Annotated in this window: 27 protein-coding genes; 3 read left to right on the forward strand and 24 right to left on the reverse strand. The window is 40.9% G+C overall.

The features are described from left to right. Positions 1 to 82 precede the first annotated feature (82 nt). Positions 83 to 1,318 carry a pyridoxal-phosphate-dependent aminotransferase family protein gene (locus tag NST01_RS15045; protein ID WP_060781368.1) on the reverse strand — a complete coding sequence of 412 codons (1,236 nt, stop codon included), beginning with the start codon at positions 1,316 to 1,318 and terminating at the stop codon, positions 83 to 85. 174 nt (positions 1,319 to 1,492) lie between these two features. Between NST01_RS15045 and NST01_RS15050 the strand changes: the two genes are divergently transcribed. After that, entirely contained in the window at positions 1,493 to 2,371 is an 879-nt protein-coding gene (locus tag NST01_RS15050; RefSeq protein WP_017367997.1) for an endonuclease I family protein, read from the forward strand. A 120-nt stretch (positions 2,372 to 2,491) separates the two neighbouring features. Here NST01_RS15050 and NST01_RS15055 read toward each other — a convergent pair whose 3' ends face one another. The 10 genes from NST01_RS15055 to NST01_RS15100 all read right to left on the reverse strand — a co-directional run bounded on the left by NST01_RS15055 (position 2,492) and on the right by NST01_RS15100 (position 11,857). Beyond that, positions 2,492 to 2,950: a hypothetical protein gene (locus NST01_RS15055; RefSeq protein ID WP_234932486.1), complete on the reverse strand. Its 459-nt coding sequence runs from the start codon at positions 2,948 to 2,950 to the stop codon at positions 2,492 to 2,494. A gap of 125 nt (positions 2,951 to 3,075) precedes the next feature. Then, the gene (locus NST01_RS15060; protein ID WP_341042060.1) at positions 3,076 to 3,795 is read right to left on the reverse strand and encodes an IucA/IucC family C-terminal-domain containing protein; all 720 of its coding nucleotides are present in this window, start codon (positions 3,793 to 3,795) and stop codon (positions 3,076 to 3,078) included. 21 nt (positions 3,796 to 3,816) lie between these two features. Continuing rightward, positions 3,817 to 4,854 carry a FecCD family ABC transporter permease gene (locus NST01_RS15065; protein WP_138826387.1) on the reverse strand — a complete coding sequence of 346 codons (1,038 nt, stop codon included), beginning with the start codon at positions 4,852 to 4,854 and terminating at the stop codon, positions 3,817 to 3,819. Beyond that, complete coding sequence (locus NST01_RS15070; protein ID WP_007500383.1) at positions 4,847 to 5,863, reverse strand: FecCD family ABC transporter permease; 1,017 nt, start codon at positions 5,861 to 5,863, stop codon at positions 4,847 to 4,849. Before NST01_RS15070 ends, NST01_RS15065 begins: the two co-directional genes overlap by 8 nt. 72 nt (positions 5,864 to 5,935) lie before the next feature. Continuing rightward, positions 5,936 to 6,889, reverse strand: coding sequence for an ABC transporter substrate-binding protein (locus NST01_RS15075; RefSeq protein ID WP_025207929.1), 954 nt, complete (start codon positions 6,887 to 6,889; stop codon positions 5,936 to 5,938). A gap of 139 nt (positions 6,890 to 7,028) precedes the next feature. Further along, complete coding sequence (locus NST01_RS15080; RefSeq protein WP_025207930.1) at positions 7,029 to 7,931, reverse strand: alpha/beta hydrolase; 903 nt, start codon at positions 7,929 to 7,931, stop codon at positions 7,029 to 7,031. A gap of 70 nt (positions 7,932 to 8,001) precedes the next feature. Then, a complete protein-coding gene (locus NST01_RS15085; RefSeq protein WP_249670082.1) occupies positions 8,002 to 8,913 on the reverse strand; it encodes an alpha/beta hydrolase in 912 nt (303 codons plus the stop codon). A gap of 490 nt (positions 8,914 to 9,403) precedes the next feature. Next, positions 9,404 to 9,832, reverse strand: coding sequence for a phosphate-starvation-inducible protein PsiE (gene psiE, locus NST01_RS15090; RefSeq protein ID WP_024719769.1), 429 nt, complete (start codon positions 9,830 to 9,832; stop codon positions 9,404 to 9,406). A 38-nt stretch (positions 9,833 to 9,870) separates the two neighbouring features. Beyond that, entirely contained in the window at positions 9,871 to 11,175 is a 1,305-nt protein-coding gene (locus tag NST01_RS15095; RefSeq protein ID WP_341042062.1) for a HAMP domain-containing sensor histidine kinase, read from the reverse strand. Beyond that, a complete protein-coding gene (locus NST01_RS15100; protein ID WP_341042064.1) occupies positions 11,162 to 11,857 on the reverse strand; it encodes a response regulator transcription factor in 696 nt (231 codons plus the stop codon). Before NST01_RS15100 ends, NST01_RS15095 begins: the two co-directional genes overlap by 14 nt. 236 nt (positions 11,858 to 12,093) lie before the next feature. Here NST01_RS15100 and NST01_RS15105 point away from each other — a divergent pair, with 236 nt between their 5' ends. Further along, on the forward strand, positions 12,094 to 13,299 hold the full coding sequence (locus NST01_RS15105; RefSeq protein ID WP_341042066.1) for a DUF418 domain-containing protein: 1,206 nt from the start codon (positions 12,094 to 12,096) through the stop codon (positions 13,297 to 13,299). An 85-nt stretch (positions 13,300 to 13,384) separates the two neighbouring features. On the opposite strand, the gene NST01_RS15110 is transcribed toward NST01_RS15105, so the two are convergent. Continuing rightward, positions 13,385 to 14,317, reverse strand: coding sequence for a helix-turn-helix transcriptional regulator (locus tag NST01_RS15110; protein WP_341042067.1), 933 nt, complete (start codon positions 14,315 to 14,317; stop codon positions 13,385 to 13,387). Positions 14,318 to 14,400: 83 nt separating this feature from the next. Between NST01_RS15110 and NST01_RS15115 the strand changes: the two genes are divergently transcribed. After that, positions 14,401 to 15,045: an FMN-dependent NADH-azoreductase gene (locus tag NST01_RS15115; protein ID WP_025207935.1), complete on the forward strand. Its 645-nt coding sequence runs from the start codon at positions 14,401 to 14,403 to the stop codon at positions 15,043 to 15,045. A gap of 78 nt (positions 15,046 to 15,123) precedes the next feature. Here NST01_RS15115 and NST01_RS15120 read toward each other — a convergent pair whose 3' ends face one another. The 12 genes from NST01_RS15120 to NST01_RS15175 all read right to left on the reverse strand — a co-directional run bounded on the left by NST01_RS15120 (position 15,124) and on the right by NST01_RS15175 (position 26,768). Next, positions 15,124 to 16,980 carry an alpha/beta fold hydrolase gene (locus NST01_RS15120; RefSeq protein ID WP_341042069.1) on the reverse strand — a complete coding sequence of 619 codons (1,857 nt, stop codon included), beginning with the start codon at positions 16,978 to 16,980 and terminating at the stop codon, positions 15,124 to 15,126. Positions 16,981 to 17,037: 57 nt separating this feature from the next. Beyond that, positions 17,038 to 17,604 carry a TetR/AcrR family transcriptional regulator gene (locus NST01_RS15125; protein WP_129547808.1) on the reverse strand — a complete coding sequence of 189 codons (567 nt, stop codon included), beginning with the start codon at positions 17,602 to 17,604 and terminating at the stop codon, positions 17,038 to 17,040. Between the two features lie 417 nt (positions 17,605 to 18,021). Continuing rightward, positions 18,022 to 19,419 carry a Fe-S cluster assembly protein SufB gene (gene sufB, locus NST01_RS15130; protein ID WP_007500362.1) on the reverse strand — a complete coding sequence of 466 codons (1,398 nt, stop codon included), beginning with the start codon at positions 19,417 to 19,419 and terminating at the stop codon, positions 18,022 to 18,024. A gap of 17 nt (positions 19,420 to 19,436) precedes the next feature. Further along, positions 19,437 to 19,883: a Fe-S cluster assembly sulfur transfer protein SufU gene (gene sufU / locus NST01_RS15135; RefSeq protein WP_008347017.1), complete on the reverse strand. Its 447-nt coding sequence runs from the start codon at positions 19,881 to 19,883 to the stop codon at positions 19,437 to 19,439. Then, complete coding sequence (locus NST01_RS15140; protein ID WP_007500359.1) at positions 19,873 to 21,093, reverse strand: cysteine desulfurase; 1,221 nt, start codon at positions 21,091 to 21,093, stop codon at positions 19,873 to 19,875. The genes sufU and NST01_RS15140 overlap by 11 nt, the downstream gene beginning before the upstream one ends. Next, positions 21,093 to 22,406: a Fe-S cluster assembly protein SufD gene (gene sufD, locus NST01_RS15145; protein ID WP_017359290.1), complete on the reverse strand. Its 1,314-nt coding sequence runs from the start codon at positions 22,404 to 22,406 to the stop codon at positions 21,093 to 21,095. The genes NST01_RS15140 and sufD overlap by 1 nt, the downstream gene beginning before the upstream one ends. An 18-nt stretch (positions 22,407 to 22,424) precedes the next feature. After that, positions 22,425 to 23,210, reverse strand: coding sequence for a Fe-S cluster assembly ATPase SufC (gene sufC, locus NST01_RS15150; protein ID WP_007500355.1), 786 nt, complete (start codon positions 23,208 to 23,210; stop codon positions 22,425 to 22,427). Positions 23,211 to 23,420: 210 nt separating this feature from the next. Then, positions 23,421 to 23,558 carry a hypothetical protein gene (locus tag NST01_RS15155; protein WP_008356693.1) on the reverse strand — a complete coding sequence of 46 codons (138 nt, stop codon included), beginning with the start codon at positions 23,556 to 23,558 and terminating at the stop codon, positions 23,421 to 23,423. A gap of 215 nt (positions 23,559 to 23,773) precedes the next feature. Further along, positions 23,774 to 24,142: a carboxymuconolactone decarboxylase family protein gene (locus tag NST01_RS15160; protein WP_003212803.1), complete on the reverse strand. Its 369-nt coding sequence runs from the start codon at positions 24,140 to 24,142 to the stop codon at positions 23,774 to 23,776. A gap of 103 nt (positions 24,143 to 24,245) precedes the next feature. After that, positions 24,246 to 25,067 carry a methionine ABC transporter substrate-binding lipoprotein MetQ gene (gene metQ, locus NST01_RS15165; protein WP_007500351.1) on the reverse strand — a complete coding sequence of 274 codons (822 nt, stop codon included), beginning with the start codon at positions 25,065 to 25,067 and terminating at the stop codon, positions 24,246 to 24,248. Positions 25,068 to 25,081: 14 nt separating this feature from the next. Then, on the reverse strand, positions 25,082 to 25,750 hold the full coding sequence (locus NST01_RS15170; protein ID WP_025207943.1) for a methionine ABC transporter permease: 669 nt from the start codon (positions 25,748 to 25,750) through the stop codon (positions 25,082 to 25,084). Then, a complete protein-coding gene (locus NST01_RS15175; protein ID WP_017359288.1) occupies positions 25,743 to 26,768 on the reverse strand; it encodes a methionine ABC transporter ATP-binding protein in 1,026 nt (341 codons plus the stop codon). Before NST01_RS15175 ends, NST01_RS15170 begins: the two co-directional genes overlap by 8 nt. Between the last annotated feature and the right edge of the window lie 115 nt (positions 26,769 to 26,883).

Below are 26,883 nucleotides of genomic sequence, written 5' to 3' on the forward strand. Positions count from 1 at the left end.
ATAAGTCTAGTTTTTCAAAAAACAGCGTTTTTTCCCAAATAAAAAATACCCGCTGGTGGCGAGTATTTTGAGAATCCCTTTTTTATTCAGCTTGTTCATAGATGGAAAGAGCCGCCTGTAACCCAGCGCCACAATTGATGGCTGCACCGTATTTCATCAAGATGGCTTCAAGGCCTGCTAAAACAAATAGAATATTTTCCTTTCGGCAGCTATAGCCCATTGAGCCAATTCTCCATATCCGTCCTGCAAGCGGCCCAAATGAACTCGCAATTTCAATTCCAAAATGATGAAGAAGATCAGCCCGGACCGCTTCTCCGTCGATATCACTTGGAATGACGATACACGTCACGACTGGCATTTTGCAGTCTGGATCACCAAATAATTCAAGCCCCATCGCTTCAAGGCCTGCCATTAAAGCCTTTTCATGAAACAAGTGGCGCTGAAAACGTTCCTCCAGACCTTCCTCTAGCACAAGTCGAACCCCTTCTCTCAGTGCATAAAGCATCGTTGTCGCTTCTGTATGATGATTTAACCGCCTCGGGCTCCAATAATCTTGCAGCTGGCTTAGATCAAAGTAATTGCTTTTGATTGGAGAAATGTCTACTTGTTTTTGCAGTTCGTCCTGTGTTGCAATCCCTTTTTCTACTTTCTTTCTCGATTGTACGACGTCTGCCACTCGTTCATTATATGTGATCGGTGACATCCCTGATGGAACAGACAAGCATTTCTGCGAGCCCCCAATTGCCGCATCGATTTTCCATTCGTCTACCTTGACCTCGACACCACCAATTGTCGCCACAGCGTCTACAATAAAAAGCGCATCAAGCGCTCGGCATGCTTCACCAATTTTCTCAAGCGGCTGTATTCTTCCGGTAGATGTTTCACCATGAACCATCGCAACAATTTTCGGCTTGACTTGATGCATCTCTGCGATGATGTCGTCTTGCTTAAAAACCGTTCCCCATTCACATTCCATTGTATGTACCTCAGCACCATAGCGCTGTCCAATTTCAATCAGCAAATGACCGAAGCGTCCAAAGACCGGAACAAGCATCACATCTCCGGGCTCGATCACACTGGCAAGCACAGCTTCAAGTCCTGAGCGGGACGTCCCATCAATTGGATAAGCCCATTCATTTTCTGTTTGAAAAAGTGATCGTAATAAGGTCATCGTTTCATTCATGATCTCTGTAAATGCAGGATCAAATTGACCAAGAATTGGTGTACTCATCACCCGAAGGACTCTCGGATCTACTTCGACAGGTCCTGGTGTCATAATGGTTCTAGAAGGTGTATGCAGTTCTTTCACGTTATCCATCCTCTCCCTTGCTGTGTCCATCCCTTATATGCCCACTTATACAGCAATGCTGATAAAATAGCAATCTCTTTTCTTACGAATTGGTTACATAAAATTTACGATAAATCCATTTATTTCTTTATGGCAATATGATAGAACTAAAGAGTATACATTCCCTATGAAGGAGGAAATAGAATGAAAAGATCTTTATTTGGAACTGTGGCCGCCGGAATCATGATTTTCGGTACATTTGCCGCTCCGCTGCCTCCCGCTGCAAATGCTCAAGGCTTTACTCTGAATGAACCGAGTCAAACCATCACCTTTTCCCCGTTACAGCTACAAACCGAAACATCTGCTCAACATGCGAAAACAACCGCTTCAAGTCAAATTGATTCCTATTACCAATCTGCTGCTGGCAAATCTGGACCTGCTCTTAAGAAAGCATTACACGATATTATTGATGATCATACGCAGCTATCCTACAGCCAGGTTTGGGATGCATTAAAGAAAACGGATGAAGATCCAAAAAATCCAAGCAATGTGCTCTTGCTCTATAGCGGTATCTCCAGGTCAAAGCAAGCAAATGGAGGAAACGTGGGACAGTGGAACCGGGAGCATGTGTGGGCTAAATCTCACGGCAATTTTGGGACGAGCCAGGGACCTGGTACAGATCTCCATCACCTTCGGGCAACAGACGTACAAACGAATAGCACACGAGGAAATTTAGATTTTGATATAGGCGGAAATGAATACAAGGGAGCGCCGGGCAACTTCTACGACAGCGACTCATTTGAACCTCATAGCCGGGTGAAAGGAGATGTAGCAAGAATGCTCTTTTATATGGCCGTCCGATATGAAGGCGATGACCGCTTCCCAGATTTAGAATTGAACAACAAAGTGAATAATGGAAGCGCCCCTCTTCACGGCAAAATGTCTGTCCTATTGAAATGGCACAAGCAAGATCCAGTCGATCAAATCGAACGGAATCGTAACGAAATCATCTATCAAACGTACCAGCACAATCGCAATCCTTTTATTGATCACCCTGAATGGGTAAGCGATATTTGGGAATAAAAAAGAGAGGCACTGCTATGAGCAAGCAGTGCCTCTTTCCATTAATATCTCTAAAAAAGAGGATCATACAACATCAAACACACTTCTCATCTTATAAAGATTCTGATCATTATGTTATGTTTATTCCCCCAATTTACTAATAATAATTCTTTCTACATTGCGATCTAAACAGAAAAATTCTATTTTGATATCATGCTTTGAATCCTTATAGCCTAAAATTTCATATCCCTGATCGTCATTTCTACGATAATAATTTTCACCTAAATAGTCATAGATATCTTTTTTAGTTGAATGAATATTTAGTGTGTTGTTTATATTACTTTGATTATTTTCTAAAGAGATTGCCACTATTTCTTTTCTATTATTCACTTTGAAATAATTTGAATTTGAAGTTTTAATCCACTCGTTTTCACTATAGTTTCTCTTTATTAATCCCAACTTCAATTCTCCCACCTTTAATTCAGTAAGATTTGTACTTTTTACTTTAAGAAAAGAGATGTGGTTTTTAAGTGGTTGAATGAAGAACAAGCCAATGATGATGATGAAAATAAAGATGATATATATGATAATTTTTTTCATATCAGTTCCTTCCATAAATGATGATATAATGAAACAATATAACATAAATATCATATTTAAATTTACATATAAATATTTAAGAAAAATCTAATCTAATAAAAAAACACCTTGCATAAGGTGTTTTTTTACTTTAGCGGACAGACGAGACAATAATCAAGGCTCTCTGATTTTTTCTCAAGCTTATAATACATACAGCAAGTCTTTCGATTTGATGTGTCTAGCAAACTTTCATCTAAATTTAAGCTGTGCTGAAAAGGATTTTGCTTCGCTCCGAAAAGATCACCCGATGCCTTCTTCAGAAACAAATAATCCTCCCGTACGCGCTCTTTCATTTTAGGCTCTTCCGTTTCTCGCATCATGCTACGGTAAAGAGAATTGATACGTACCGCTACATTTTCCCATAAAATTGAATACGGAAGTCTTGAAGTACGTTTCAATACATCTAAAAGAGGTGTGACACACTGCGTAAATAGCATGCGGACGACCTGCTCTCTCCACTCATGACGATCTCCTTCTGACTGAACAAATGAACAGAGCGTTTCATCTAGCTCAATTTTACGATCTTCTCTAAAGACACACGCCTCTGGTGAAAACCGATAGACAGCATCATACATCGTCATCAAGTACAAAGTAGAACTAACAGCTAAATAGGCATAGCGCTTTGAAAACATGGATGCCGCCACTGCTATATTCGGGGCATGCATCGCTTCCTTTTCAGCTTCTAATAAACGTCTGATAGATGCTTCTGAAACAAGCGCAGCAAGTGTGCGATCAGATGTCATTGGTCCATTTGTGATGTGTACCCCGAAATCAAGTAATTCTCTCTCAACCCACTCTGGCCTCATATCAAAACCCCCATCTTTCGTTTAGCGATTTCGCTGTTGATATAACAAATAAATAAAGAACGGTGCACCAATTGCCGCCGTAAAAACGCCTGCCGGAACATCTAACGGAAGAAAAGCCGTTCTCGCAACTAAGTCTGCCAGCATCACGAGAATACTTCCAACAAGCGCAGATGCTGGAACAAGCGCAATAAAGGAACGACCGATGATCATCCTTGCCACATGCGGCGCCATCAGTCCAACAAATTCAATACCACCTGCGAATGCAACGGCAATACCGGCTAATGTCACACTCATCAGCAGAAAGAATAACCGCTTCGCCTGAACCTTGACTCCGAGACCTGTTGCAAGATCATCTCCAAGCTCCTTCACATTCATCGTTCTTGCCAGCACCATGACAATCGGTAAAATCATCAATACCCAAGGAAGCATTGCGGTGACGTCCTTCATTGTAGAACCATATAAACTACCCGTCAGCCAGATGTATGACTTGGTCGTGGTCATCGTATCGCTGAGCACAAGAGTAAACGTCACACACGCCTTCATAATGGCGGAAATCCCAATCCCCATCAAGACGAGCGTGATCGGCTTGACGCCTTTTTTCCATGAAAGCAAATAAATCAGGCATGATACCGTAAAAGCGCCTGCAATGGCCCACAACGACTGATAAGCAATAGGCACAGTGCCCATCCAAAAGACGATGAACATAATGGCGCCAAACGACGCACCGCTCGTAATTCCTATGATGTCAGGCGATGCAAGCGGATTTCGAATAAGACCTTGTAAAATAAGCCCCGATACCGCAAGTGCCGCTCCCACTAAAACCGCAAGCAGGGTCCTTGGAATCCTCAGCGTATTTAATACAAACGTATTTCCCTCGCCTTGTCCGAAGATATGCAGCAGCACATCCGTAGGCGGAATAAAACGGCTGCCCATACAAAGGCTCAGAATAAATAAACCAAAGGCAATGCCTGTCAATAATAGTAAAATCAAAAACGTCCGCTTTGAAAATTGAAATGAAATGCGTCCGCCCTTTGAACGCACTGTATATGTTTTAGCCACCTGTCTTCAACCCCTTGCGCACGAGATAAACAAATAGAGGCGCTCCTGCTACCGCCGTCATGACACCAATCGGTACTTCCTGCGGCATGATCAGAAAACGAGCGGCAAGGTCTGCGACAAGTAAAAGCGACGCCCCTACAACGGCACAATACGGCAGTACCCAGCGGTGGTCAGGTCCAACAAGCTTTTTCACAATATGCGGCACAAGAAAACCAACAAATCCAATGGATCCTGCGACAGCGACGGAACCACCTGCTAAAAAGACGACGAGTACCCCCATCGTCATCTTCAAAAGAAGCGTACGCTGGCCAAGCCCTTTCGCAATATCATCACCCGATAAAAGGACATTGATCGAGCGGCCAAGAAGCAGCGCCACCACAGTCGCCCCTAGAATATAAGGCAGCACAGGCAGCAGCATATCTATACTTCTTCCTGACACTGAACCAGCCATCCAGAACAGGATGCTTTGAATGGACTGTTCATTGACGATTAAAAGTCCTTGAGTAAAGGACGCAAACAGAGCAGATATCGCAGCACCTGCGAGTACAATTTTGACCGGTGTCAGTCCGTCTCTTCCAATGGAGCCTAGAAGAAAGACGAGCATACCTGCAATGGCAGCGCCTAAAAAGGCCGTCCACATATAACCTGTTAACGACTCGGTAGAAAAGAAAACAATCGAAATCACAATAAAAAAGAGTCCACCTGCATTAATACCTAAAAGATCTGGTGCAGCCAGCGGATTCCTCGTCAATGCCTGCATGAGTGCACCTGAAATCGCTAGACTTGATCCAACAACCGTCGCAATTAAAGCTCTTGATAATCTGGATGTCATGACAATGACACTGTTTGGATCTGACTCATCAAACTGAAGAAACGCATGGATGGTGGCTTTGAGGGAAATTGAGGTTTGCCCAAGAGAAATACTGAGCATAAAAAAGACCAACATCAATACGATGAATCCAGCAAATAGCAGTGCCTTGCTCGAATCCTTTTTTAATAAACTTCTCATCTGATTCCCGCTTTCAATCTGTTATGGAAAAAAGGAGAAAATGGCATGTTCACATTTTCTCCTCCGTTCTACTTATTGATCAATTCCTAGACGATCATAAATATCATCAAGCATCATGTTTGCAGCAATGATTCCGCCTGCCATGTTCCAAGTGATTTCATCCACTTTATGCACTTCTTTTGCTTTGACTGCGTCAAGCTGTTTCCATAAAGGATGACTTGTCCACTCTTTATATGTTTTTTCAGCAGCCTTGTCTTGTTCACCTATGAAATAGTAGATCACATCCGCATTCATTTGTGGAATGCTTTCCTTGTCTGTTAATTGGACAACATCTAATTTTTTATCTTTAATATTCTTAGGCCCTTCAAATCCTAACTCTGTCAAAATCGAACCTGCAAATCCAGTTTGGTAGATTCGCGTATGATCCGCTCGGAAATTAACAACTGCGACATTCAATGGCCAGTTTTTAATGTCCTTTTTCGCCTTTTCTTTGAAATCAGCGACACGGTCATCCCACTTCGTCAACAATTCTTTTGATTTATCTTGCTGATCTAGCGCTTCACCCATTAACTTTACTGTATCTTTAAAAGTATACACTGTGTCAGTTGCAACAGTTGGCGCGATTTCTTTCAGCTGATCAAATATTTCTTCGTGGCGAATCTTTGATGCAAAGATGACATCTGGCTTCAGCTTTTCAATTTCTTCTAAGTTTGGTTGTGTTTCCTGCCCAACAATTTTGACACCCTTTAAATCATCTCTTAAATATTTATACGTAGGTGCTTCAAGCCAAGATTCTACAACACCCACTGGTTTAATGCCCATAGCGACGGCTGCATCCGTTGCTCCTTGATACAACGTCACCACACGTTTAGGCGATCCTTTAATTTCAGTTGAACCGATAGCGCTTTCAACGGTTCTTGTTTTCTCATTACTATCTGACTTGCCTTCACTGCTATTACTGCCACAAGCCGCAAGTAGTACGATGGAGAGCACAACTAATAGCGACCAAAAAGATTTTTTGAACATGTACCTCACCTATCCATTCTATATGTAGTCATATCGTTTGATAACGATTCTCATTATCACACTATGATTTTATCATAGAAAAGGATGGTGTCAATGTAAATTTTTAAGAAAAAGGTAGAGTGTTGACTAGTTGTTTAGGTTAATTGGAACTTTTCCACATTTGGATTGTATGCCCAATCTTTTTTCCCGATTCTAGTAAAATGGACAAATGAGTATGGTTTTCTATCACTTGGTAAACAGATTGATTTTTCACCTGCTGATTTGGAAGCGTCAGATACGGATGAAATTTGTCTACGTCGTATAACTCATCCTCACTTCCAACAAACATGCCATAAGGCTGGTCCAGCCTTGCAAATTGTTTTTGAGGTGCAGATGGTGTTAAGGCAAGAGACATATTGATGGTGATGCCTGTTAAAAGAAGTGGATCTTGTGCAATCACCCATGATGGGTAGTGAAATCGTACAGCTTCTGAATGCCCCATCAGCCTTCCTTTTGTCATCGCAGATAGCACAAATTTCCAAACTTGAACTGTGGCAAAAGGGACTTGATTAGACTTCGCTGTGTCAGATTTGTAGCCAAATTCAGGAGCAATAAAAAAGTAACCATCTACTTTTCTTTTTTCATCCCAAGATAGATATTGAAGCAGCAATCCAGCTCCAGAGGAATGACCACAAAGATAAAGTGCTCCTTCGTGCTGCTGTTTGATGACATCCACAACTTGCGAAATATCTTGCCATACGTCAGTGACTTTGGGTGTATCTCCCTTTTTTCCTCCAGAATGTCCGTGACCTCTCAAATCCAGCAAAAACACATTCACGTGAAAATCATGCTGCAATGTATAGGCAATATGCTCATAACCAGCCAAGCTGTGAGCGCCTCCGCCATGAATGATGATCACATTGGTCTGCGTGTTTGTTTCTGATAAAAACGGATAATAAGCAAGACGTATGCCGTCATGTGATTGAATGAACTGTCTTTCTGGAATAGCTACAGGAGCTGCTTCCTGCATACTTGTAAATGAGAACGGTTCTGTTTCGTTCATAATTAACTTTTGACCCCCAACTAGACACGAGAATGGCTAGAGCATTGCTGGCCATCCTCATGTTCGCATCCTATTTTGTCATATCCCTCAAAGGGAACGTCTTACTCTCAATAATAGCGACAATTTGTTTTAACGCTTGGTTCGCTTCGGGAATAGGGAAGACAGGAAAGACGTGATTCATTTTTGGGTATTCGATATAGTTGATGGGAACACCCTGCTTGTCTGCCATCTCTTTGAATTTCCGGGCATCTGGGAGAAAGAATTCATGAGTGCCAATAAAAACAGAAATTCGTCCTAACGATTTGATTTCTCCATAGATCGGGCTGATCAAATGATGTGTTTCATCTGTATCACCTGCATAGGCTTTGCCCGATTCGATTAGTAAATCTAGGTTGAGCATTGGCTCTTTTGGAACCATTTTAGCGATATCAGGATGACTTAATGTCACATCAAGCCATGGTGATAATAGAATCAAGTTTCCAGGCTGCGGAAGACCTTTTTTTGCTAAGTATTGAGCAAAGGCGAGCGATAAACCGCCGCCAGCAGAATCACCCATGATGACGATTTTTTCTGGTGTTCCTTTTTCTAAAAGAGCTTGGTAAACTGGGAGAACACTCTCGATTGCATCCATATACTGATGATTCGGTGCTTTAGGATAAACTGGCACATACACCGTACTATTTAATTGCTTCGTCAATCGATCCAAGAAACGCCAATGCCATACGAGCGGCTGCTCAATATAGCCTCCTCCATGTAAAAATAGCACCTGATGATCATCTGGCTGCACATCTGATTTCAACATGTACGTATCGACTGAAAACGTGCTACTTTTGGTGATGTGATATTTCTTTTTCAACTTCTCAGGTAGCACATAAGGTAATTGATTCGCCATTCTTCGTTCTTCTAAATACCCCTCAACATTTAGTTTCTTCTTTGTAAGTACAAGTAACCATTCAACAAACAAACTTTGAATACTTCGCATACGATCGACCCCTATAGATAGAATGATGACAATCAATGTCTAGGAAAAGAGTGGTTTCTCTTTTTCTAAAGCATAACATAAGAACTTGTGAATCCGTTAACTGCTTTGGACAGAATACTTTTTCTATACATCTATTCATTTATGAACACCTGTCTATTTATATTATATTTTCTAGATACATCATCATCAATTGTCAATCTTTCAATCATTGTTCATTAATCAACACATATTCAAAAACTGTTCATTTAAACACAAAAAAGACGAGTGTTGACCACTCGTCCCAGATTGTTGACAAAGGGCTAAAATGAACTTGATTTTAGCCCTTTGTCTTCTTTTCAGCGTGATAGAAAACCTTTGCAGCCCTAGGAAGGACGAGCATCGGCGCGGAGCGAATTTGACATTCGTGAGCACCGAAGCGCAGGACTGACACCGAATGCAGGGGTTTGTCTACACGCTGAGACGAGTGTTGACCACTCGTCCTTCTTCTTCCTCACTTCACTTCCTCATGCTCATGAGCAGTATCTCTTTTGCTCGCGATAAAGAGTGCACAGGTCATCGCAAGAATGGCCAGTGCCCACCAGAATGTCGATACGGCCTGTTCATGATCAATGATAATCAAACGGATGACAGCTGTGATGCCAATATAAATAAAATAACGCAGCGGAAAATGAAAGTTGGATTTAAAGTATTTAATAATTAAGGCGATAAATTCAAAATACATAAAGAAGATCAGCAGCTCGCCAAGCATTCCATAATAGCTTTCTCCTTTGTTAAACACTGTTTTATAGACGAATTGTACGATGTACCATGTTTCACTAATTAAGAGTACGCTTAGCGCAATCGCTAGAAAGAACAGGCAGATATTCAGAAGGGCTTGCAGAAGATCAGGTACCTTTTGGAAATTGTTGAATCGTTTCATCAGATTGTTTCCCCATTCCATGATGTTGTTTTTGCTCTCTACATTTTGGTATTCCAAAATCGCAGCACGATGTAGTAGGTATCGTGTTTTTCTACACTTTCAAACTGTCCATGCATTCGGGACATCATCCGCTTGATGCTTCGTTCCCCGAGTCCATTGCTTTCCGGAATGATGTCTGTCTTTTTTATCGCATTGCTCACATGGATTTCAAAGACTTCTTGGTCGGATAAAAAAGTGATCTGAATGTCCTTTTCAGGATCTGCGTATTTACGTAAGTTAGACATCACATTATCAAATACTCTGCCAAGCTCCTCGACATTCACATTAATATAGCTATCCGGCATTTCGCCTACAATATGGACCGTGAAATTCTCCTGATGTAGCAGGGCGACCTGATCTGATAGAAGATCATAAATCACTTCTTTCACCGCAACGGTTTCAAGCTCTGACTCGTGCTCTTTATCTAGCAGGAAATAGGCAAATAGATTGTCAGACAGATTCTTTAATTGCAGGGCTTTTCCATACGCACTCGCTAAATATTGCTCCTGGCGGGTACCCGGAGTCTCTTCTTTTTTCGCAAATTCCAGATTCATGATCAGTGATGTCAGCGGGGTCCTCATATCATGCGACATTTCGGTCACCAAACTGCGGCTCTCTTCCTGCAGATCATCTATAGCCTGAAGCTTGTCCAAAAAGGCTGTTCTTAAATCCTCAATACTCTTTGCAATCATGGCCAATTCATCATGCCCCTTCACTGTCATCTCATAATCGAGATCACCGCCTTCAAGAATATGAATCTCTTCACGGATCGTTTGCAAGTACCGCAGACTTCGGCGAATGCCAACAAGCACGATCAGGAGAAAAATGAGTGTTGCACCAAGTAGTTCTAGTGTAAAGGCGAGATCGTGATATCGAGAGGAGTAAAACCCGTCTACCATAACCCTACCTTCTCCGTCGCTAAATTGAACCGGGTAAGAATGACGCTTTGCGTAGTCGGTCTCCTTTTCTTTCCCATAGGCCGATTCGTCAGCGACAGAGTAAATCGAGTCATATTGAAGCACTTCATCCTTGTAAACAGTGAGATTAATATAATCTTCTTTTTTCACCCACTCACCGAATGCTTTTCGATCCGTTGAAGTCAGCTCATGTTCTGAAACGTAGCGGCTGAATGTTTGAATGTATCTAGCAGATTCTTCCTTATAGTACTCATCCGAACTTAAATATCCTTCAATCAGGTGATCAGTGATCTTTTGCAGTGTCAAAAAGACAACACCACTTACGATAGCAGCGACCAAAATGAGCAGTGACAGCTTTTTGGTCAGCGTATATTTACGATGTGCCAAACCGGTATCCTCTCCCCCATTCTGTTTTGATATACACGGGACGAGCCGGGTCATCTTCAATTTTGGCACGCAGCTTTCGGATATGCACCATGACCGTATTGTTTGAACAATAAAAATAAGGCTGGCCCCACACGCTTTCATAAATATTTTGAGCAGAAAATATTTTGTTTCGTTTGTTCATGAGCAGTTTTAATATCCGATATTCTAAATCAGATAACTTGATTTCCTGCCCACTTTTCCACACTTCATTAAATTCCTCACTCACCCTCAGGCTACCACCAACTAAATAGGTTTCTTCCTGTTCCTTTTTTTCCTGATAGATGGTATATCTGCGCAATTGCGCCATGACCCTAGCGTGAAGCTCCTCTTCTGAAAAAGGTTTTGTCATATAATCATCTCCGCCAGCGAGTAATCCTTCTGTTTTATCCAATGTACTTGATCTGGCTGTCAGAAATAAAATGGGAACGTTTGAGGAGGCTCTTATTTGCTGGCACGTTTCTATACCGGAGATACCTGGCATCATGACATCCAAAATCACCAAATCCAGCGAATCATCTATAACATGCAATGCCTGCTTGCCATTCATGGCTCTCAACACCTCATACCCTGTACGTGTCAGAGATTCCTGCAACAGGTCACCAATATCCTGATCATCCTCTACAACTAATATTCGATGGGTCATATCTCTCTCACCTCATCCTCCATGACTTCATTCTTATATATTATTACTATATATCATCTAGCTATGTGAAAAGATACACCATAAATCTTAAGTGTTTATGAATATGATCAATTGCCATCAAGTTGTCACATTTATTTTCAAAAAATTGGATCTTCATAAATGATTAAGAATTGGCCTGTATATTGATTCATTGAAGGATCTATCTTTAGATCCAATACACGAAAAGGAGCATTAATATGAATGTAAGCAAAGTAGAACACGGACAACCAATGAGTCTTAAAGAACGGGTGCATTTCTTGGACATCGTACGAGGATTCGCCTTAATGGGAATTATTTTGGTCAACTATTTTTTGATTGTGGATTCGGTCAAGGGATTTGAGATGGAGTCTAATGATGTATTTCACAACTTGGTGAATTGGTTCGCCTCAGGGAAATTCATTACGTTATTTTCTTTTCTATTCGGGGTTGGTTTTATGATATTTATGGATCGAGCCGCTCAAAAGGTGGACAGCCCGAACAAGCTGTTTGCTCGCAGATTAACGATTCTCTTAGGGATTGGTCTTCTGCATGTCACGTTTGTATGGATTGGTGATATTTTGACCTATTATGCTGTCGCGGGCTTTTTATTGCTTTTCTTTTACAAACGCACAGCCAGAACCATCCTGTACTGGCTGATCACACTCTTTGTGATTCAATTGCTCACGCCTCTTTTCACAATGCTACTCAATACCATCAGTACAGGATCATCAGGCAAGCCGGATTTTGCCGATTTTGAATTGAACAGTCACAACAGTCTGACTTATTTAGCATCGATAGGTGACCGGTGGGCCGATATGGTCACGATGGCTTCCAGCTCATTTTCCACTGTCTATTCGATGTTCTTCATGTTTTTACTTGGTGTGTATTTTGTGAAAATGTCGTTTTTCAAAAACATGGAGACGAAAAAAGCGATTTGGAATCGTATTTGGATGATTTGTACAATCGCTTTTCTTATCACACAAGGCAGTACGATTATGACAGCGGTCACCCCTTTTGAACATACGCCATGGATGAACATTGTCTCTGCACTTGAGCAAAACGGAGGATTAACTGGCAGTATGTTCTATATGAGTTCACTTGCGATACTGTTTTTGCACGTTCCTCAGCTGCGAGGTGCTTTGATGGTTTTTACCAAGGTCGGACGGATGTCCCTGACCTGCTATTTGCTTCACTCGATCATTGGAACAGTGCTGTTTCTGAAATATGGAGCCGGACTTGCAGATCATCTTCAACCCGCTGGTACGTTCTTCATTGGCATTGGCGTGTATGCCTTCCTTGTCCTTTTCAGTACGTTATGGTTAAAGCGATTTAAGTCTGGACCGATGGAATTTATCTGGCGTCAGCTGACGTATGGAAAGATCAATGACAAATCGAAAACAAATACATTTCAGGCGGCGAAGTAGAAGTAATAGAAAAAGGCGAATTACGACAGTTCGCCTTTTTTTAATGTGTTAAGTTTTTTGTGATTGAGATACAATCCGTTCATTTTTAATATTGATCCATCATTTCTTGCAATTGAGTCAAATAACTCTCTTTTAATTCATCGGGGTATTCAATTTTCACATGTTTCCCAAATGAGATCAAATAGTGAGTCATATACGATAATTCTTCTTGGTTGTACCTACCCACTATATAAGGCGTATCATCAATGGTCTCCAATCTCATATTCGGATAATGATTCTTCAAAAACTTCTCTTTCCCTTGTTCCGTTAATCGACATTTAAAAGAGATATCATGATAGGTTTTTTCGTACTCGAGCTGCAGTGCTTTTAATTCTTCCTTCGTAAAAGTGTCTTTCGTTTCTTCTTCGATCATCATGTCCGTCATACAATCACATCTGTAGATACCCCACTTTTTATTCTGAACATCATATGCTTCGGTGAACCAAATCCCATTTCGATAAAACAACTCAAGAAATTGTAGCCTGATCCTTTTATGTTCATATTGAGTGTATGTCATCTTCACGATTTGATCTTCCATCATTGCCTGCAATATCAAATCCAAATGATGTTGTTCACTCACTGGTGCGACATGATAGTAATGAATCACATCCAAAATCTCCGTGATCCGATGTTTTCTCTCATCAGACATTGTAGCAAACAGTTTTTGGCGAATCTGTGAGTAAGACTTTTTAAATGGTGTTGCTGACAACAGATCTAAGGCTTTAAGAGCGAAAAAAATGGCTTGAACTTCATCTATTTGAAAATAGATCGGAACCAATGGAGATTGATTCATGAGCCGATATCCTCCATGTCTGCCATTTTCAACATAAAACGCTAAGCCCATGGACTCTAGCTCTTCCATATCTCTTAAAGCCGTACGTTTAGAAATGCCAAATTCAGTTTCTAAATCTTTTAATTGAAATGAATATTTATCACTTAAAAAAATAAGCTCTTGGTTTAATCGTTCTGATTTTTTCATTTGATTTTCCTTTTGAAAAAGGTGACATGTTTTGTCACCTTTATATTTTATACTCAGTTTATCAAAAGAAAAGGAGCATGTATATGCAAACACTAATCATTAACGCGCACCCTGATTTCACTCATCAAGAAAGTTATTCAAACAAACTGCAAGCACTATTTTTAAAGCAGTTTAAAGAAAGATTTCCTTATGAGGAGCCTACCATTTTACATTTATATGGAACTGAAATTCCTCGTATCGAAAAAGACCAGCTGCTAGGAATTTGGGATAAGCAAGCATCTGAACAATCATTAACAGCTGCCGAAGAAAAAATCGCCGCTGCTTCATCTGCTCTATTGGCTCAATTCAAAGCACATCATCGAATCGTGATTGTATCACCTGTTCATAATTTCAATGTGACGTCACGTATGAAAGATTATATAGATAATATCTTAATTGCTAGAGAAACGTTTAAATATACAGAAAATGGTTCAGTTGGTCTGATGACTGACGATTATCGTGTACTTTTGCTTCAAGCAAGTGGCTCAATTTTCACAAATAATGATCGGTACACACCACTGGAATTTTCATATTATTATCTAAAGGAAATTTTCCAAAACTTGATGGGCTTTCAACAATTTCATATTGTCCGGGCACAAGGGACAGCGATTTTAGAGCAAGATGTGATCTTACAATCTGCATCTGATGATATGACGAAAACCTTAGATGCGTTTTATGCACCTCGTTAACCTCTATTTTTTCAAGACCCAGAACGAAAAATTTTGCTCACTTGTCATCAATCTTATTTTTTCGTTTTGGGGTGACTCCTATCTGCTAGTACAAATATTATTGATGACTAATGCTGCCGTTTCACTCGGATGGCTAAGAGGGAAATGATGGCCATACGGAACAAAATCAACCTTCCCAAGATGCGATGGCGCAGAATAGCCTCTGTCATACTCCCCCCAAATCATGTGAAGATGATCCTTTGTAACTTCTTTAAAGTCACCTTGATCGGTTTCCAGTAATAAATGGTTAAGCTGAACCGTCGTATTTAAAATTCTAGGAGAAGTAAAGCTGTTTTTGATTTTTTCAATATAATGTTCAGGGATGCTCTCCGTGCTTTCAAACAAACCATTTCTTAATACATAACGCTCTATCAAATGAGTCGTTGCCAATCTTAATGTCCATTTGTTCAGAAATTGAGGAACATATAGTGATTTTGCCTTTTGTTTAGCAACAGGCGGCTGCAGTAAAGTGATTGAATACTTCTTATCGATGTATTCTTGTCCCAATGCTTCCAAAAGAATATACGCACCGAATGAATGGCCGATCAGATGTGCACCATTCGTCGCTTTCTCTATTACTTTTTTCACTACATTTAAATAGATATCTAGAAGATGTTTCTCTCGTTTAAAAGGAGAACGCCCCAAACCAGGAAGATCCAAGATCCATACAGGTTGACCTGTTTTCTCATGAAGCTCTTGTGCTAAAGGAAATAAATCTTCTCCATCACTCAATAAACCATGTAATAAAATAAACGGCTTCCCCTCTCCTTGTAATTGGTAAAGGGTGTTATTATCGCATAATGTTCGTTTAAATAAATGATGCTGCTCACCATGTTGATCCATCATTCGATAATCTAGATCGGCTACTACAGCAGGAAAAAATGTCATGACACTCGTCTTCTTAAACCAATCTTCTCCCATTATTTTTTTCGCTGAAACATTTGAAAACGTTCGTTTTGTCATAAAATTCAGTCCGTCAGAAGGAATGTTTGTGAGTTTACTTACGCCACTATTCATGATAGCTTTCATCAGTGGCATAGGAACAGAGATGCTAGGTGCCCTCATATTCATACTTTCTGACATCATACTTAATAGTCCAGCAACGTTCTGATCGTGCTCTTTGTCTTCAACAAGTGTATATGTTTGAATAGCCGGCTGCTCCAACTTGAAAACCAGTACAATAAACTTCGCAAACTCATCGTTTGAAATAAGTGGTAACCGATAGCCCTTACCTCCAGGAATCACCGGCATGAGCCCTCTTCGCATACTCTTTACAAGCAAACCCAATCCTGCAATTTGCTCTGTACTCCCTGTTTGACTACTACCAACGACAGTTGGCGGATTAATGATAGAAAGCGGATAACCTACTGCTGATGCCTGTTGACGAATATAAAGATCTGCTAAAAACTTTGTTCTCTCATAAGGATTTTTTATTTTCAAGTAATCGTTTCCTTCTTCAAACACGTCGATGGCAATCTTGCTATTTTGATCATCAAAGGGGCTCATATAACCGACAACATGAATAAATTGCTGCAAGCCCTTCAATTGATGAATACTTTTAGCTAATTCACCAATATATTTGGCGCCATTTAAAAAGACGGAAGCTGCCTCTTTACTTGTCGCTTGAATATCCATCGGGCCTCCTGCGTGAATGATCACATCCGTTTTCAATACCCTCTCCTGATCTTCAGGACTTAGACCCAAATCGACTCTCGTCAAATCACCTTCAACAAAGTGCATCACTGACTCTTTTAAAATACCTCTTTCTTGAAAAATGCGTGTTGCTTTACTTTTTGACCTTACTAAAAGAAGAATGTTCACATCCTCTTTCGCTAATTCTTCGACTAATTGCTTTCCGATAAACCCTGTTCCACCCGTTAAAAATACTGTTTTCATGTGAAATCTCCTTTTTAGTACTATTCAGTACTAATTTGATGTAAAAAAAATGCTTCTTTATCGAAGCAAGTTAAATAAATGATCTGCTGTTTTTGTGATGACAGTGGCATCCTTCAATGTTTCTGAAATAAATAACGCTCCTTCAAGATTTGTCATAAAAAGTGATGCCACCTCATCAATCTGAATCGTATGTCTGAATTCCCCGTTCTCTACCCCTTGTTTCAGTAATAGAGAAACTTTCTCTTGTAATCCTGTGAAAAAAAGTCCTATTTTTTCTTTTATTTGTGTGGCCTTTGCAGGACTTTGAATATAAAGAGTAATAAATGGACAGCCGCCCTTATACTCTCTCGACTGAACGCCTTGTGATAATTGCTTTAAAAACAGTTGAATACGATCTTCAACTGAAAATTGGGTCTGAGACAGTACGTCATCCATTGCAGATTGATACATGTCAATCCAATAATCAACGACCCCTTCTAATAATTCCTCCTTATTAGAAAAGTGATAATACACATTAGACTTTGATACTTTGCTAACACGAACTAATTCGTCCATACTCGTATAAGCAAACCCTTTTTCTAAAAATAAAGTTGCAGCTACTTCAAGTACACGTTTTTGATTCATTAATTTTGCCTTTGTCATAATTAGAACTATACAGTACTAATTTGAATGTGGCAAGTATTTATTTTGAATAAAGTTGATCTGAACCTCGAAGTTGTTAGCGGCCTTAAAGGTAAAATCATTTCTCCTTTAAAAGGTTCAAAACAAATGTTGTGAGAAAGTATTTCAGAGAAGTTTATAAAAGACATGCATTGAGCATAGCCATGCTGTAAACGTTTTGAATAAGAACTATGTATGGGAAAGGTTAAGACATTCTAGTATAAAAAACAACCGCAGACACGTATCTCCATGTCACCCAAAAATTGAGGACCAAAGGAATTGTATCTGCGGTATGTTCAATAATTAAATTTTGTGGGCGCTTTGTGGGTGCTTAATATAAATATAACGTCTAAACACCTTTAATCCCCTCTATATCAACGGTTAACCGATCGAACCTTCCATCTCAAACTTAATCAAACGGTTCATTTCAACGGCGTATTCCATTGGTAGTTCTTTTGTGAATGGTTCGATGAAGCCCATGACGATCATTTCTGTTGCTTCTTCTTCAGAAATTCCGCGGCTCATCAAGTAGAATAGCTGCTCTTCTGATACTTTCGATACCTTGGCTTCGTGCTCTAATGAAATGTTGTCGTTTAAGATTTCATTGTAAGGAATCGTATCAGATGTTGATTTGTTATCCATGATGAGTGTATCACACTCGATGTTTGAGCGTGCACCCTCTGCTTTGCGTCCGAAGTGAACGATTCCGCGGTATGTGACTTTACCGCCTTGTTTGGAAATCGATTTCGATACGATCGTTGAAGATGTGTTTGGTGCAAGGTGAATCATTTTTGCACCTGCATCTTGGTGCTGACCTTTACCTGCTAGGGCAATACTTAATGTCATACCACGAGCGCCTTCACCTTTTAAGATGACAGCTGGGTATTTCATTGTCAGCTTAGAACCGATGTTTCCATCAATCCATTCCATTGTTGCATTTTCTTCACATACTGTACGTTTCGTCACAAGGTTGAAAACGTTGTTTGCCCAGTTTTGAATCGTTGTATAACGGCAGTAGCCGCCTTTTTTCACGATAATTTCAACAACCGCACTATGAAGTGAGTTTGTTGTGTAAACTGGAGCTGTACAACCTTCTACGTAATGCACATGTGCGCCTTCATCAACGATGATCAGTGTACGTTCGAACTGACCCATGTTCTCAGAGTTGATTCGGAAGTATGCTTGAAGTGGTGTATCTACTTTTACGCCTTTTGGTACGTAGATGAATGAACCACCAGACCATACAGCCGAGTTAAGCGCAGCAAATTTGTTGTCAGTCGGAGGAATGACTTTTGCCCAGTGCTCACGGAAGATGTCTTCGTTCTCTTTTAATGCACTGTCTGTATCTTTAAACACAATGCCTAGATCTTCAAGATCTTGCTTCATGTTGTGATACACAACTTCAGATTCATACTGAGCAGATACACCTGCTAAGTACTTTTGCTCTGCTTCAGGGATTCCAAGCTTATCAAAGGTTTGTTTGATTTCTTCTGGTACTTCATCCCAAGAACGCTCAGAGCGTTCTGATGGTTTTACGTAGTACGTAATTTCATCAAAGTTTAATGCATTTAAATCTCCGCCCCATTGTGGCATCGGCATGTTGTAAAAGTGCTCAAGAGATTTCAAACGGAAGTCGAGCATCCACTGAGGCTCTTCTTTCATACGAGAAATTTCTTCAACGATCTCTTTTGTCAGTCCGCGCTCTGAACGGAAAATGGAAACGTCTTTATCAGAAAAGCCGTATTTATATTCACCAACATCTGGCATTTTTTTAGCCATCCATTTTCACTCCAATCTTATGATTTGCCGTTATCTTCGGCAGATGCGCCTTTTTCAAGCGCCTTCCAGGATAATGTTGCACATTTGATGCGCGCCGGGAATTTTGCGACTCCCTGCAGCGCCTCAATGTCACCAAGATCAATGGAATCGTCGTATTCTTTTCCTAGCATCATATCGGAGAAAATCTGAGACATTTTCAAAGCTGTTTCAATATCTTTCCCTTTAATCGCCTGCGTCATCATAGAGGCAGATGCCATCGAAATCGAGCATCCTTCTCCTTCAAATTTCGCATCGATGACTTTTTCGTCTTCGATTTTCATCGTGAGACGAATGCGGTCACCACACGTTGGGTTGTTCATATCGACGACAATGCTGTCGTTTAACACACCTTTGTTCCTCGGATTTTTATAATGATCCATAATCACTTGTCTGTACAGTGTGTCTAAGTTTACATTAAAAGACATTCGTAAAATACTCCTTTGTCTTACGGAGCGCTGCCATGAGCTCGTCAATCTCCTCTTCTGTGTTGTACAGATAGAAGCTTGCTCTTGCAGTCGCTGATACACCAAGCCATTTCATGAGCGGCTGTGCACAGTGATGTCCAGCACGAATGGCGACACCTTCCGTATCTAGAACAGTTGAGGCATCATGAGGATGGACGTCGTCTAAGTTAAACGTCACAAGTCCAGCTCGGTGCTGCGGTCCGTAAACCGTGGCACCTTCAAGCTCCTTAAAGCGCTCAAGTGCGTAAGTCGCAAGCTGATGCTCGTAACGGCTGACTTCCTCCATACCGATGTCATTTAAGAAATCAATCGCTTTTCCGAGTCCAACTGCTCCTGCAATAATCGGTGTTCCCGCTTCAAATTTCCACGGCAGCTCTTTCCATGTAGAATCATATAGATCCACAAAGTCGATCATTTCACCGCCAAACTCAGCAGGCTCCATATTATTCAAAAGGTCCTTCTTCCCGTAAAGAACACCAATGCCAGTCGGTCCACACATTTTATGCCCAGAGAAGGCGAAAAAGTCGCAATCCAAGTCCTGAACATCAATTTGCATGTGCGGGGTGCTCTGGGCACCATCGACGACGATAATTGCACCGTGATCGTGAGCAATCTTTGCGATGTCTTTAATTGGGTTGATGGTTCCTAATACGTTTGAGACATGTGTGACAGCAACGATTTTCGTTTGATGTGTGATGGTTTGCTTCACATCTTCAAGCGACAGCGTGCCGTCTTCCTGTAACGGAATATATTTCAATGTGGCGCCAGTTGCTTTTGCTGCCTGCTGCCAAGGGATGATATTCGCATGATGTTCCATATGCGTAATGACGATCTCATCGCCTTCTTTAAGGTTTGCTCTAGCATAGCTGATTGCCACTGTGTTTAGTGCTGTTGTTGTACCTCTAGTAAAAATAATCTCCTGGACAGAAGAAGCGCCAATGAATGCTCGAACTTTTTCTCTTGCACCCTCGTATGCGTCCGTTGCTTTTGTGCCAAGGGTATGAACACCCCGGTGGACGTTCGAGTTGTAAGACCGGTAATACTCATTCATTGCATCAATGACAACTCGTGGTTTTTGAGATGTCGCTGCACTGTCCAAATACACCAAATCATGTCCGTTCACTTGCTGATGAAGGATTGGAAACTGCTCACGAACGTCTTTGATATTCATTATTTTACTTTCCTTTCAATCACAGAAACGAGCTGCTTTTTAACTCCTTCAATCGGCAGTTCTTTGACGACTGGATTTAAGAAGCCATAAATGACAAGTCTTTCTGCATCTTCTTTGGAAATCCCACGGCTCATGAGGTAATAGAGTTGAATTGGATCAACACGCCCAACAGACGCAGCGTGTCCTGCTGTTACATCATCTTCATCGATTAAAAGAATTGGGTTAGCGTCACCGCGTGCTTTCTCACTCAGCATGAGAACACGAGATTCTTGCTCTGCATTTGACTTCGTTGCGCCATGCTCGATTTTACCAATTCCGTTAAAGATAGAGGATGCTTGATCCTTCATGACACCATGCTTCAAGATATACCCTTCAGAGTTTTTACCGAAGTGGATGATGCTTGTTGTGAAGTTTTCCGTTTGATTCCCGCGGCCAACAACAACTGATTTCGTATCTCCGAATGTACCGTCGCCCATAAGCTTTGTGATGTTTTCAGACACAACGTCTCCATCATTCATCAGACCAAGCGCCCATTCGATTTTACTGTCACGACCATTTGCCATACCACGTCTATTCACATAGACTGTCACACCTTCTGCAAGGTTATCCACTGCACCGTAAGTGACGCGGGCATTTGCACCTGTGAAGACTTCAGACACGATATTGAAGATCGCTTCTTCTGGTGTTGCCGTACTGATGTAGTTTTCGACATATGTCACAGCACTATGATCGTCTGCTACAACGATGACATGGTTGAACAACGTTGTTTCGTCATTTTCATGAAGATAAACGGCTTGAATTGGTGCTTCAAGCTCTACGTTTTTCGGTACATAGAGGAAAGCTCCGCCATTCACTAAAGCAGCATGTAGAGCTGTTAGTTTGTGCTCATCCACTTTCACTGCATCAGTCATGAAATATTTCTTCACTAGGTCTCCATGTTCGCGAATCGCAGTATGGATATCAGTGAAGATCACGCCTTTGTCTTTTGCTTCATTAGAAAGAGACAAGTATGCTGGCGTTTGATCACGCTGAATATAGACTGTCTTATCTGTGTCCTCTAAATCAATAAGAGATTTCACTTCTTCAGGAAGCTCTTCTAAAGATCCAAATGGCGCACTTTCAACTGTATGCTGTTTGAAATTGGTTAAATTCCATTTTGAAATATTCGTTTTGTCAGGCTTTGGCATTGGAAGGTCTTCTGCTTTTTCAAGAGCCTGTAAGCGAAGGGAACTCATCCATGCCGGTTCCTGATGCTTCTCGGAGAAGCTTTTGACATAATCTTGATCTACTGATAATTTCGTTTCTAATGTCATCAATAATCCTCCTAACGCTTACGCTTCTTGACCAACAGTTTCGTCTTCAATTCCTAACTCTTTTTTAATCCAGTCATAACCTTCTGCTTCTAGACGCTGCGCGAGTTCTGGTCCGCCAGATTTCACAATACGTCCTTGCATCATAACATGAACGTGATCTGGTGTGATGTAGTTCAATAGGCGCTGATAGTGAGTGATCATTAAGCAGCCGAAGCTTTCGCCTCGCATTTTATTAATCCCTTTAGAAACAACTTTCAGTGCATCGATATCAAGACCAGAGTCGATTTCGTCAAGGATGGCGATTTTTGGTTCAATCATCATTAATTGAAGAATTTCGTTACGTTTTTTCTCCCCGCCTGAGAAACCTTCGTTTAGGTAGCGCTGTGCCATATCTGGGTCCATTTCAAGGAATTCCATGTTTTCGTCCATTTTGCGGATGAATTTCATGAGAGAGATTTCATCGCCTTCTTCTCTGCGTGCGTTAATAGCCGAACGAAGGAAGTCTGCATTTGTTACACCACTAATTTCAGATGGATATTGCATTGCAAGGAAAAGACCCGCTTGAGCGCGCTCATCTACTTCCATTTCAAGAACATCTTCGCCATCAAGCAAAATGCTGCCTTTTGTCACTTCATACTTAGGGTGGCCCATGATTGCAGCAGATAAAGTAGATTTACCTGTACCGTTTGGTCCCATTACTGCGTGGAATTCTCCACCTTTTATTTCTAGGTTTACACCTTTTAAGATTTCTTTCCCTTCAATCTCAACGTGCAAGTCCTTAATTGTTAATGTCGAAGCAGTCATATATCGATACCTCCAAAATAATCATTATTCTCAATTTATTCTCATTCTAATTTTATAACAAATTAAAAGTGAATACAACACATTCACGACAAGCGTGAGAGGATGCTCTCAAAATTCTAACAAAAAATACAGGTAGATAAAAGGATTTATGTCGAAAAGACTGTTTTCATAAAGAAAGGACGGGAAACTATTCTCCCCGCCCCTTAGCTATCAATAGCCTCGTATATTCATTTTTGCGAGCTGTCTTTTCTCATCTCGATAGGACTGCTCTCGTTTAAGTTCTACTTTCATTCGTAAGTCATGGTCTCTTTCGTACTCTGCATAACTCATGCCATGAGATTGATGCATGGCCTTTTCCATCTCGGCGGTATAATCCAATCCCAGTGTACTCTGGTCCGAACAAATAATAAACCATTCCCTTCTTTGAGTGTAGCTTCATTGTATCAAAGGCATGCTGCTTCACTCAAAAGGGATATAACACGCTATGCTGGCATATTTTCTCACACAACCGGCTGAGAACGACTCAACTCCCTGATTTGGAAAAATACCATCTTATCCTTCCCTTAATGCGTCTGTCCTCCAAATTCATCAATACATTGCTGAACAACTGTGATGCCTTGACTTAGCGCAGCACCGCCGCCAAACGCTGCCGCCACACTGACGACCTCCAGCAAATTCTCTTCTGTTGCGCCTTGGTCGAGCGCTCCCTTTGTATGATAGATCATGCAATATTCATCTTGTGCATGAATGCTGATGCCAAGGGCAATCATTTGTTTTTCTTTTTGTGTTAAGGAATCGCTCTGAAAGCACTGCTCCGTAAATTCATTAAATTTCTTGCCAAACACCGGCATTTTCTTCTGAAATTCACCCATTGCCGTTTTATAATCCGTCAGTGATTGTTGCATCGATCCGCTCATATGTTGTTCATTCATCTTCATTCCATCCCTTCAAGTCATTTGTTCGTTTTTATTATGAGCGAGATTTGAAAAAATACACAAAAAAACCTCGCTTTCATGAAGCGAGGTTTACAAGTTGTTATTCAGATACAGGCAATACTGCACCATCATACTTTTTGTCGATGAATTCTTTGATTTTATCAGAGTGAAGAACTTCCATTAATACCTTGATCTTCTCTGATTTTTCGTCACCTTTGCGAACAGCGACGATGTTTGCATACGGGTTGTTTTTCGTTTGCTCAAGTTCGATTGAATCTTTTTTCGGATTCAATTTATTTTGGATCGCATAGTTAACGTTAATAAATACAGCGTCGCCTTCACTGTTTTCATAAGCTTTCGCTGTTAGTTCAGGAGCGATTTTTTTGAATTTTAGGTTCTTCGGGTTTTCTTTGATGTTTTTGACTGTTGCGTTGATTGTATCTACTTTTGGATCAAGCTTGATCACACCAGCATTTTGTAATAGGGCAAGCATACGTCCTTGCTCAGCTACGTTGTTTGTCATGATGATCGTGCCGCCGTTTGGAATATCTTTTACTGATTTGTATTTCTTAGAGTAGATACCGAAAGGCTCAAGGTGAACGGCACCAGCACTTACTAGGTTGTAATCTTTGTTTGATTTATTTTCTTCGTTTAAGTAAGGGATATGTTGGAAAAAGTTCGCATCCACTTCTTTTTCAGCTAATGCTTTGTTGTACATTTTATAATCGCTCAGTACTTTCACTTTTAGATCGTAGCCTTTTTCTTTTAGAAGTGGTTTTGCTTCTTCAAGAATCTCGGCATGTGGTGTTTTTGAAGCGGCAACCGTGATGGTTTTGTTATCGCTTGCGTTATTTGATGAACCGCAAGCAGCTAAAATGCCTGCAAATGCTAGAAATAGTGCACTTAAAATCAATTTCTTCATGAATAATTCCTCCCTTAACGTTTATCAATTTTATTTGTAATCAAATCACCGATTATTTGAATGATAAAGACGATGATCAGAATAAACACAGTGGCTACAAGTGTGACATCTGTATTACCAGATTGGTATCCTTCTACATAAGCAAGGTCACCTAGTCCGCCTGCTCCAATTGCACCTGCAATCGCAGTAGAGCCAATCAGAGCAATCGCTGTTACAGTAATTCCTGAAATAAGGGCTGGCAGTGATTCTGGCAGCAATACTTTGAAAATAATGGTCGACGTTTTTGCTCCCATAGATCGTGCTGCTTCAATGACTCCTTTGTCTACTTCACGCAGTGCAATTTCAACAAGACGTGCGTAGAAAGGGGCTGAGCCAATGACAAGGGCTGGTAATGCTGCATTTGGGCCTAATATCGTGCCCATAATTAGTTTAGTAAATCCTAATAATAGAATGATTAATATGATAAAGGGAATCGATCTGAAAATGTTGACGACTGCGCCGATGACAGCATTAATTGGTTTGTTTTCCCATAAACCGCCTTTACTTGTCAAAAAGAGCAACAGCCCAAGGATGATGCCGATAGCAAAAGCAAACGCTAATGCAATGAGTGTCATATAGACCGTTTCACCCGTCGCGTTCCAAATAACCTCTAGATCAACGTTCGGAAACCATTTCTCAAACATGTGTCATCACCTCGATTTCAACCTGTTTGCTTTGGATATAGGCGATGGCTTTTTCAACTTCGTTCTCGTCTCCATTAATATGGATAAAGAGTGTTCCAAACGCGCCTTCCTGCGTTTGAGAAATCTTTCCTTGCAGGATGTTCACATCGACCTTGAAGGATCGAATAATTTCCGTGATCAGCGGCTGTTCGGCAGAATCTCCAATAAAGGACAACCTGACGACCTGACCTTCTTTTACTCTCTCTAGGACGTGCTCGATCGTTTCTTTTGCTTCTTCTGGTTCAGCAAGCTGTTTCACGAATCGCTTCGTCATTTCTTCTTTCGGCTGTCTGAAGACACGTAATACTTCGCCTTCTTCGACAATACGGCCATTCTCCATCACTGCCACACGGTGACAAATTTTGCGAATGACGTGCATTTCATGTGTGATCAATACAATGGTGAGTCCTAGTCGTTTATTAATATCTGCTAAAAGCTCAAGGATGGAATCCGTTGTTTGTGGATCAAGCGCAGAAGTGGCTTCGTCACATAGCAGAACTTTTGGGTCATTCGCTAATGCTCTCGCAATCCCTACACGCTGCTTTTGCCCGCCGCTGAGCTGAGAAGGATATGCATTTTCTTTTCCTTCTAAACCGACCAATTTAATCAGTTCGTTTGCACGAGCTCTCCGTTTTGACGTTGGTACACCTGCGATCTCGAGCGGGAACATAATATTTTGTCTCACTGTTCTTGACCAGAGCAAGTTAAAGTGTTGGAAAATCATGCTGATTTCTTGTCTTGCTTTCCGAAGTTTCGCATTCGATACTTCATTGATCCGGTTGCCTGCCACTTCAACGATTCCTTCTGTTGGCAACTCCAGACCGTTTAATAGGCGAATCAAGGAGCTTTTCCCAGCGCCGCTATACCCGATAATTCCGAATATTTCACCTTTATCGATATCCAAGTTGACGTCTTTCACGGCATCAACATTTCCGCTTTTTGAAAGATACGTTTTTGATACATTCTGTAAATGGATCACAGTCTGTTCACCTGCTTTCTTGCTGAATCTATAGGTTGCCATCACATACGTTCAATTATTCTTCCGACTGTTATGACTCTAGCCTGACGCAAGGTCAGTAAAAAAGACCTAACTG

Origin of the sequence: Bacillus sp. FSL R7-0166, from assembly GCF_038008935.1 — a bacterium.
In the GTDB taxonomy this organism is placed as follows: domain Bacteria; phylum Bacillota; class Bacilli; order Bacillales; family Bacillaceae; genus Bacillus; species Bacillus altitudinis.

Bases quoted from the DNA above. Each gene is read 5' to 3' on its own strand.
- NST01_RS15120 (WP_341042069.1), bottom strand. From the start codon at position 16,980: ATGAAAACAGTATTTTTAACGGGTGGAACAGGGTTTATCGGAAAGCAA.
- NST01_RS15100 (WP_341042064.1), bottom strand. From the start codon at position 11,857: ATGACCCATCGAATATTAGTTGTAGAGGATGATCAGGATATTGGTGAC.
- NST01_RS15125 (WP_129547808.1), bottom strand. From the start codon at position 17,604: ATGAATCAAAAACGTGTACTTGAAGTAGCTGCAACTTTATTTTTAGAA.
- psiE (WP_024719769.1), bottom strand. From the start codon at position 9,832: ATGAAACGATTCAACAATTTCCAAAAGGTACCTGATCTTCTGCAAGCC.
- sufD (WP_017359290.1), bottom strand. From the start codon at position 22,406: ATGACATTAGAAACGAAATTATCAGTAGATCAAGATTATGTCAAAAGC.
- NST01_RS15140 (WP_007500359.1), bottom strand. From the start codon at position 21,093: ATGAATATCAAAGACGTTCGTGAGCAGTTTCCAATCCTTCATCAGCAA.
- sufU (WP_008347017.1), bottom strand. From the start codon at position 19,883: ATGTCTTTTAATGTAAACTTAGACACACTGTACAGACAAGTGATTATG.
- NST01_RS15080 (WP_025207930.1), bottom strand. From the start codon at position 7,931: ATGAACGAAACAGAACCGTTCTCATTTACAAGTATGCAGGAAGCAGCT.
- NST01_RS15055 (WP_234932486.1), bottom strand. From the start codon at position 2,950: ATGAAAAAAATTATCATATATATCATCTTTATTTTCATCATCATCATT.
- NST01_RS15160 (WP_003212803.1), bottom strand. From the start codon at position 24,142: ATGAATGAACAACATATGAGCGGATCGATGCAACAATCACTGACGGAT.
- NST01_RS15115 (WP_025207935.1), top strand. From the start codon at position 14,401: ATGCAAACACTAATCATTAACGCGCACCCTGATTTCACTCATCAAGAA.
- NST01_RS15060 (WP_341042060.1), bottom strand. From the start codon at position 3,795: ATGAGGCCAGAGTGGGTTGAGAGAGAATTACTTGATTTCGGGGTACAC.
- NST01_RS15105 (WP_341042066.1), top strand. From the start codon at position 12,094: ATGAATGTAAGCAAAGTAGAACACGGACAACCAATGAGTCTTAAAGAA.
- NST01_RS15110 (WP_341042067.1), bottom strand. From the start codon at position 14,317: ATGAAAAAATCAGAACGATTAAACCAAGAGCTTATTTTTTTAAGTGAT.
- NST01_RS15075 (WP_025207929.1), bottom strand. From the start codon at position 6,889: ATGTTCAAAAAATCTTTTTGGTCGCTATTAGTTGTGCTCTCCATCGTA.
- NST01_RS15050 (WP_017367997.1), top strand. From the start codon at position 1,493: ATGAAAAGATCTTTATTTGGAACTGTGGCCGCCGGAATCATGATTTTC.
- NST01_RS15155 (WP_008356693.1), bottom strand. From the start codon at position 23,558: ATGCATCAATCTCATGGCATGAGTTATGCAGAGTACGAAAGAGACCAT.
- sufC (WP_007500355.1), bottom strand. From the start codon at position 23,210: ATGACTGCTTCGACATTAACAATTAAGGACTTGCACGTTGAGATTGAA.
- NST01_RS15070 (WP_007500383.1), bottom strand. From the start codon at position 5,863: ATGAGAAGTTTATTAAAAAAGGATTCGAGCAAGGCACTGCTATTTGCT.
- sufB (WP_007500362.1), bottom strand. From the start codon at position 19,419: ATGGCTAAAAAAATGCCAGATGTTGGTGAATATAAATACGGCTTTTCT.
- NST01_RS15170 (WP_025207943.1), bottom strand. From the start codon at position 25,750: ATGTTTGAGAAATGGTTTCCGAACGTTGATCTAGAGGTTATTTGGAAC.
- NST01_RS15045 (WP_060781368.1), bottom strand. From the start codon at position 1,318: ATGGATAACGTGAAAGAACTGCATACACCTTCTAGAACCATTATGACA.
- metQ (WP_007500351.1), bottom strand. From the start codon at position 25,067: ATGAAGAAATTGATTTTAAGTGCACTATTTCTAGCATTTGCAGGCATT.
- NST01_RS15085 (WP_249670082.1), bottom strand. From the start codon at position 8,913: ATGCGAAGTATTCAAAGTTTGTTTGTTGAATGGTTACTTGTACTTACA.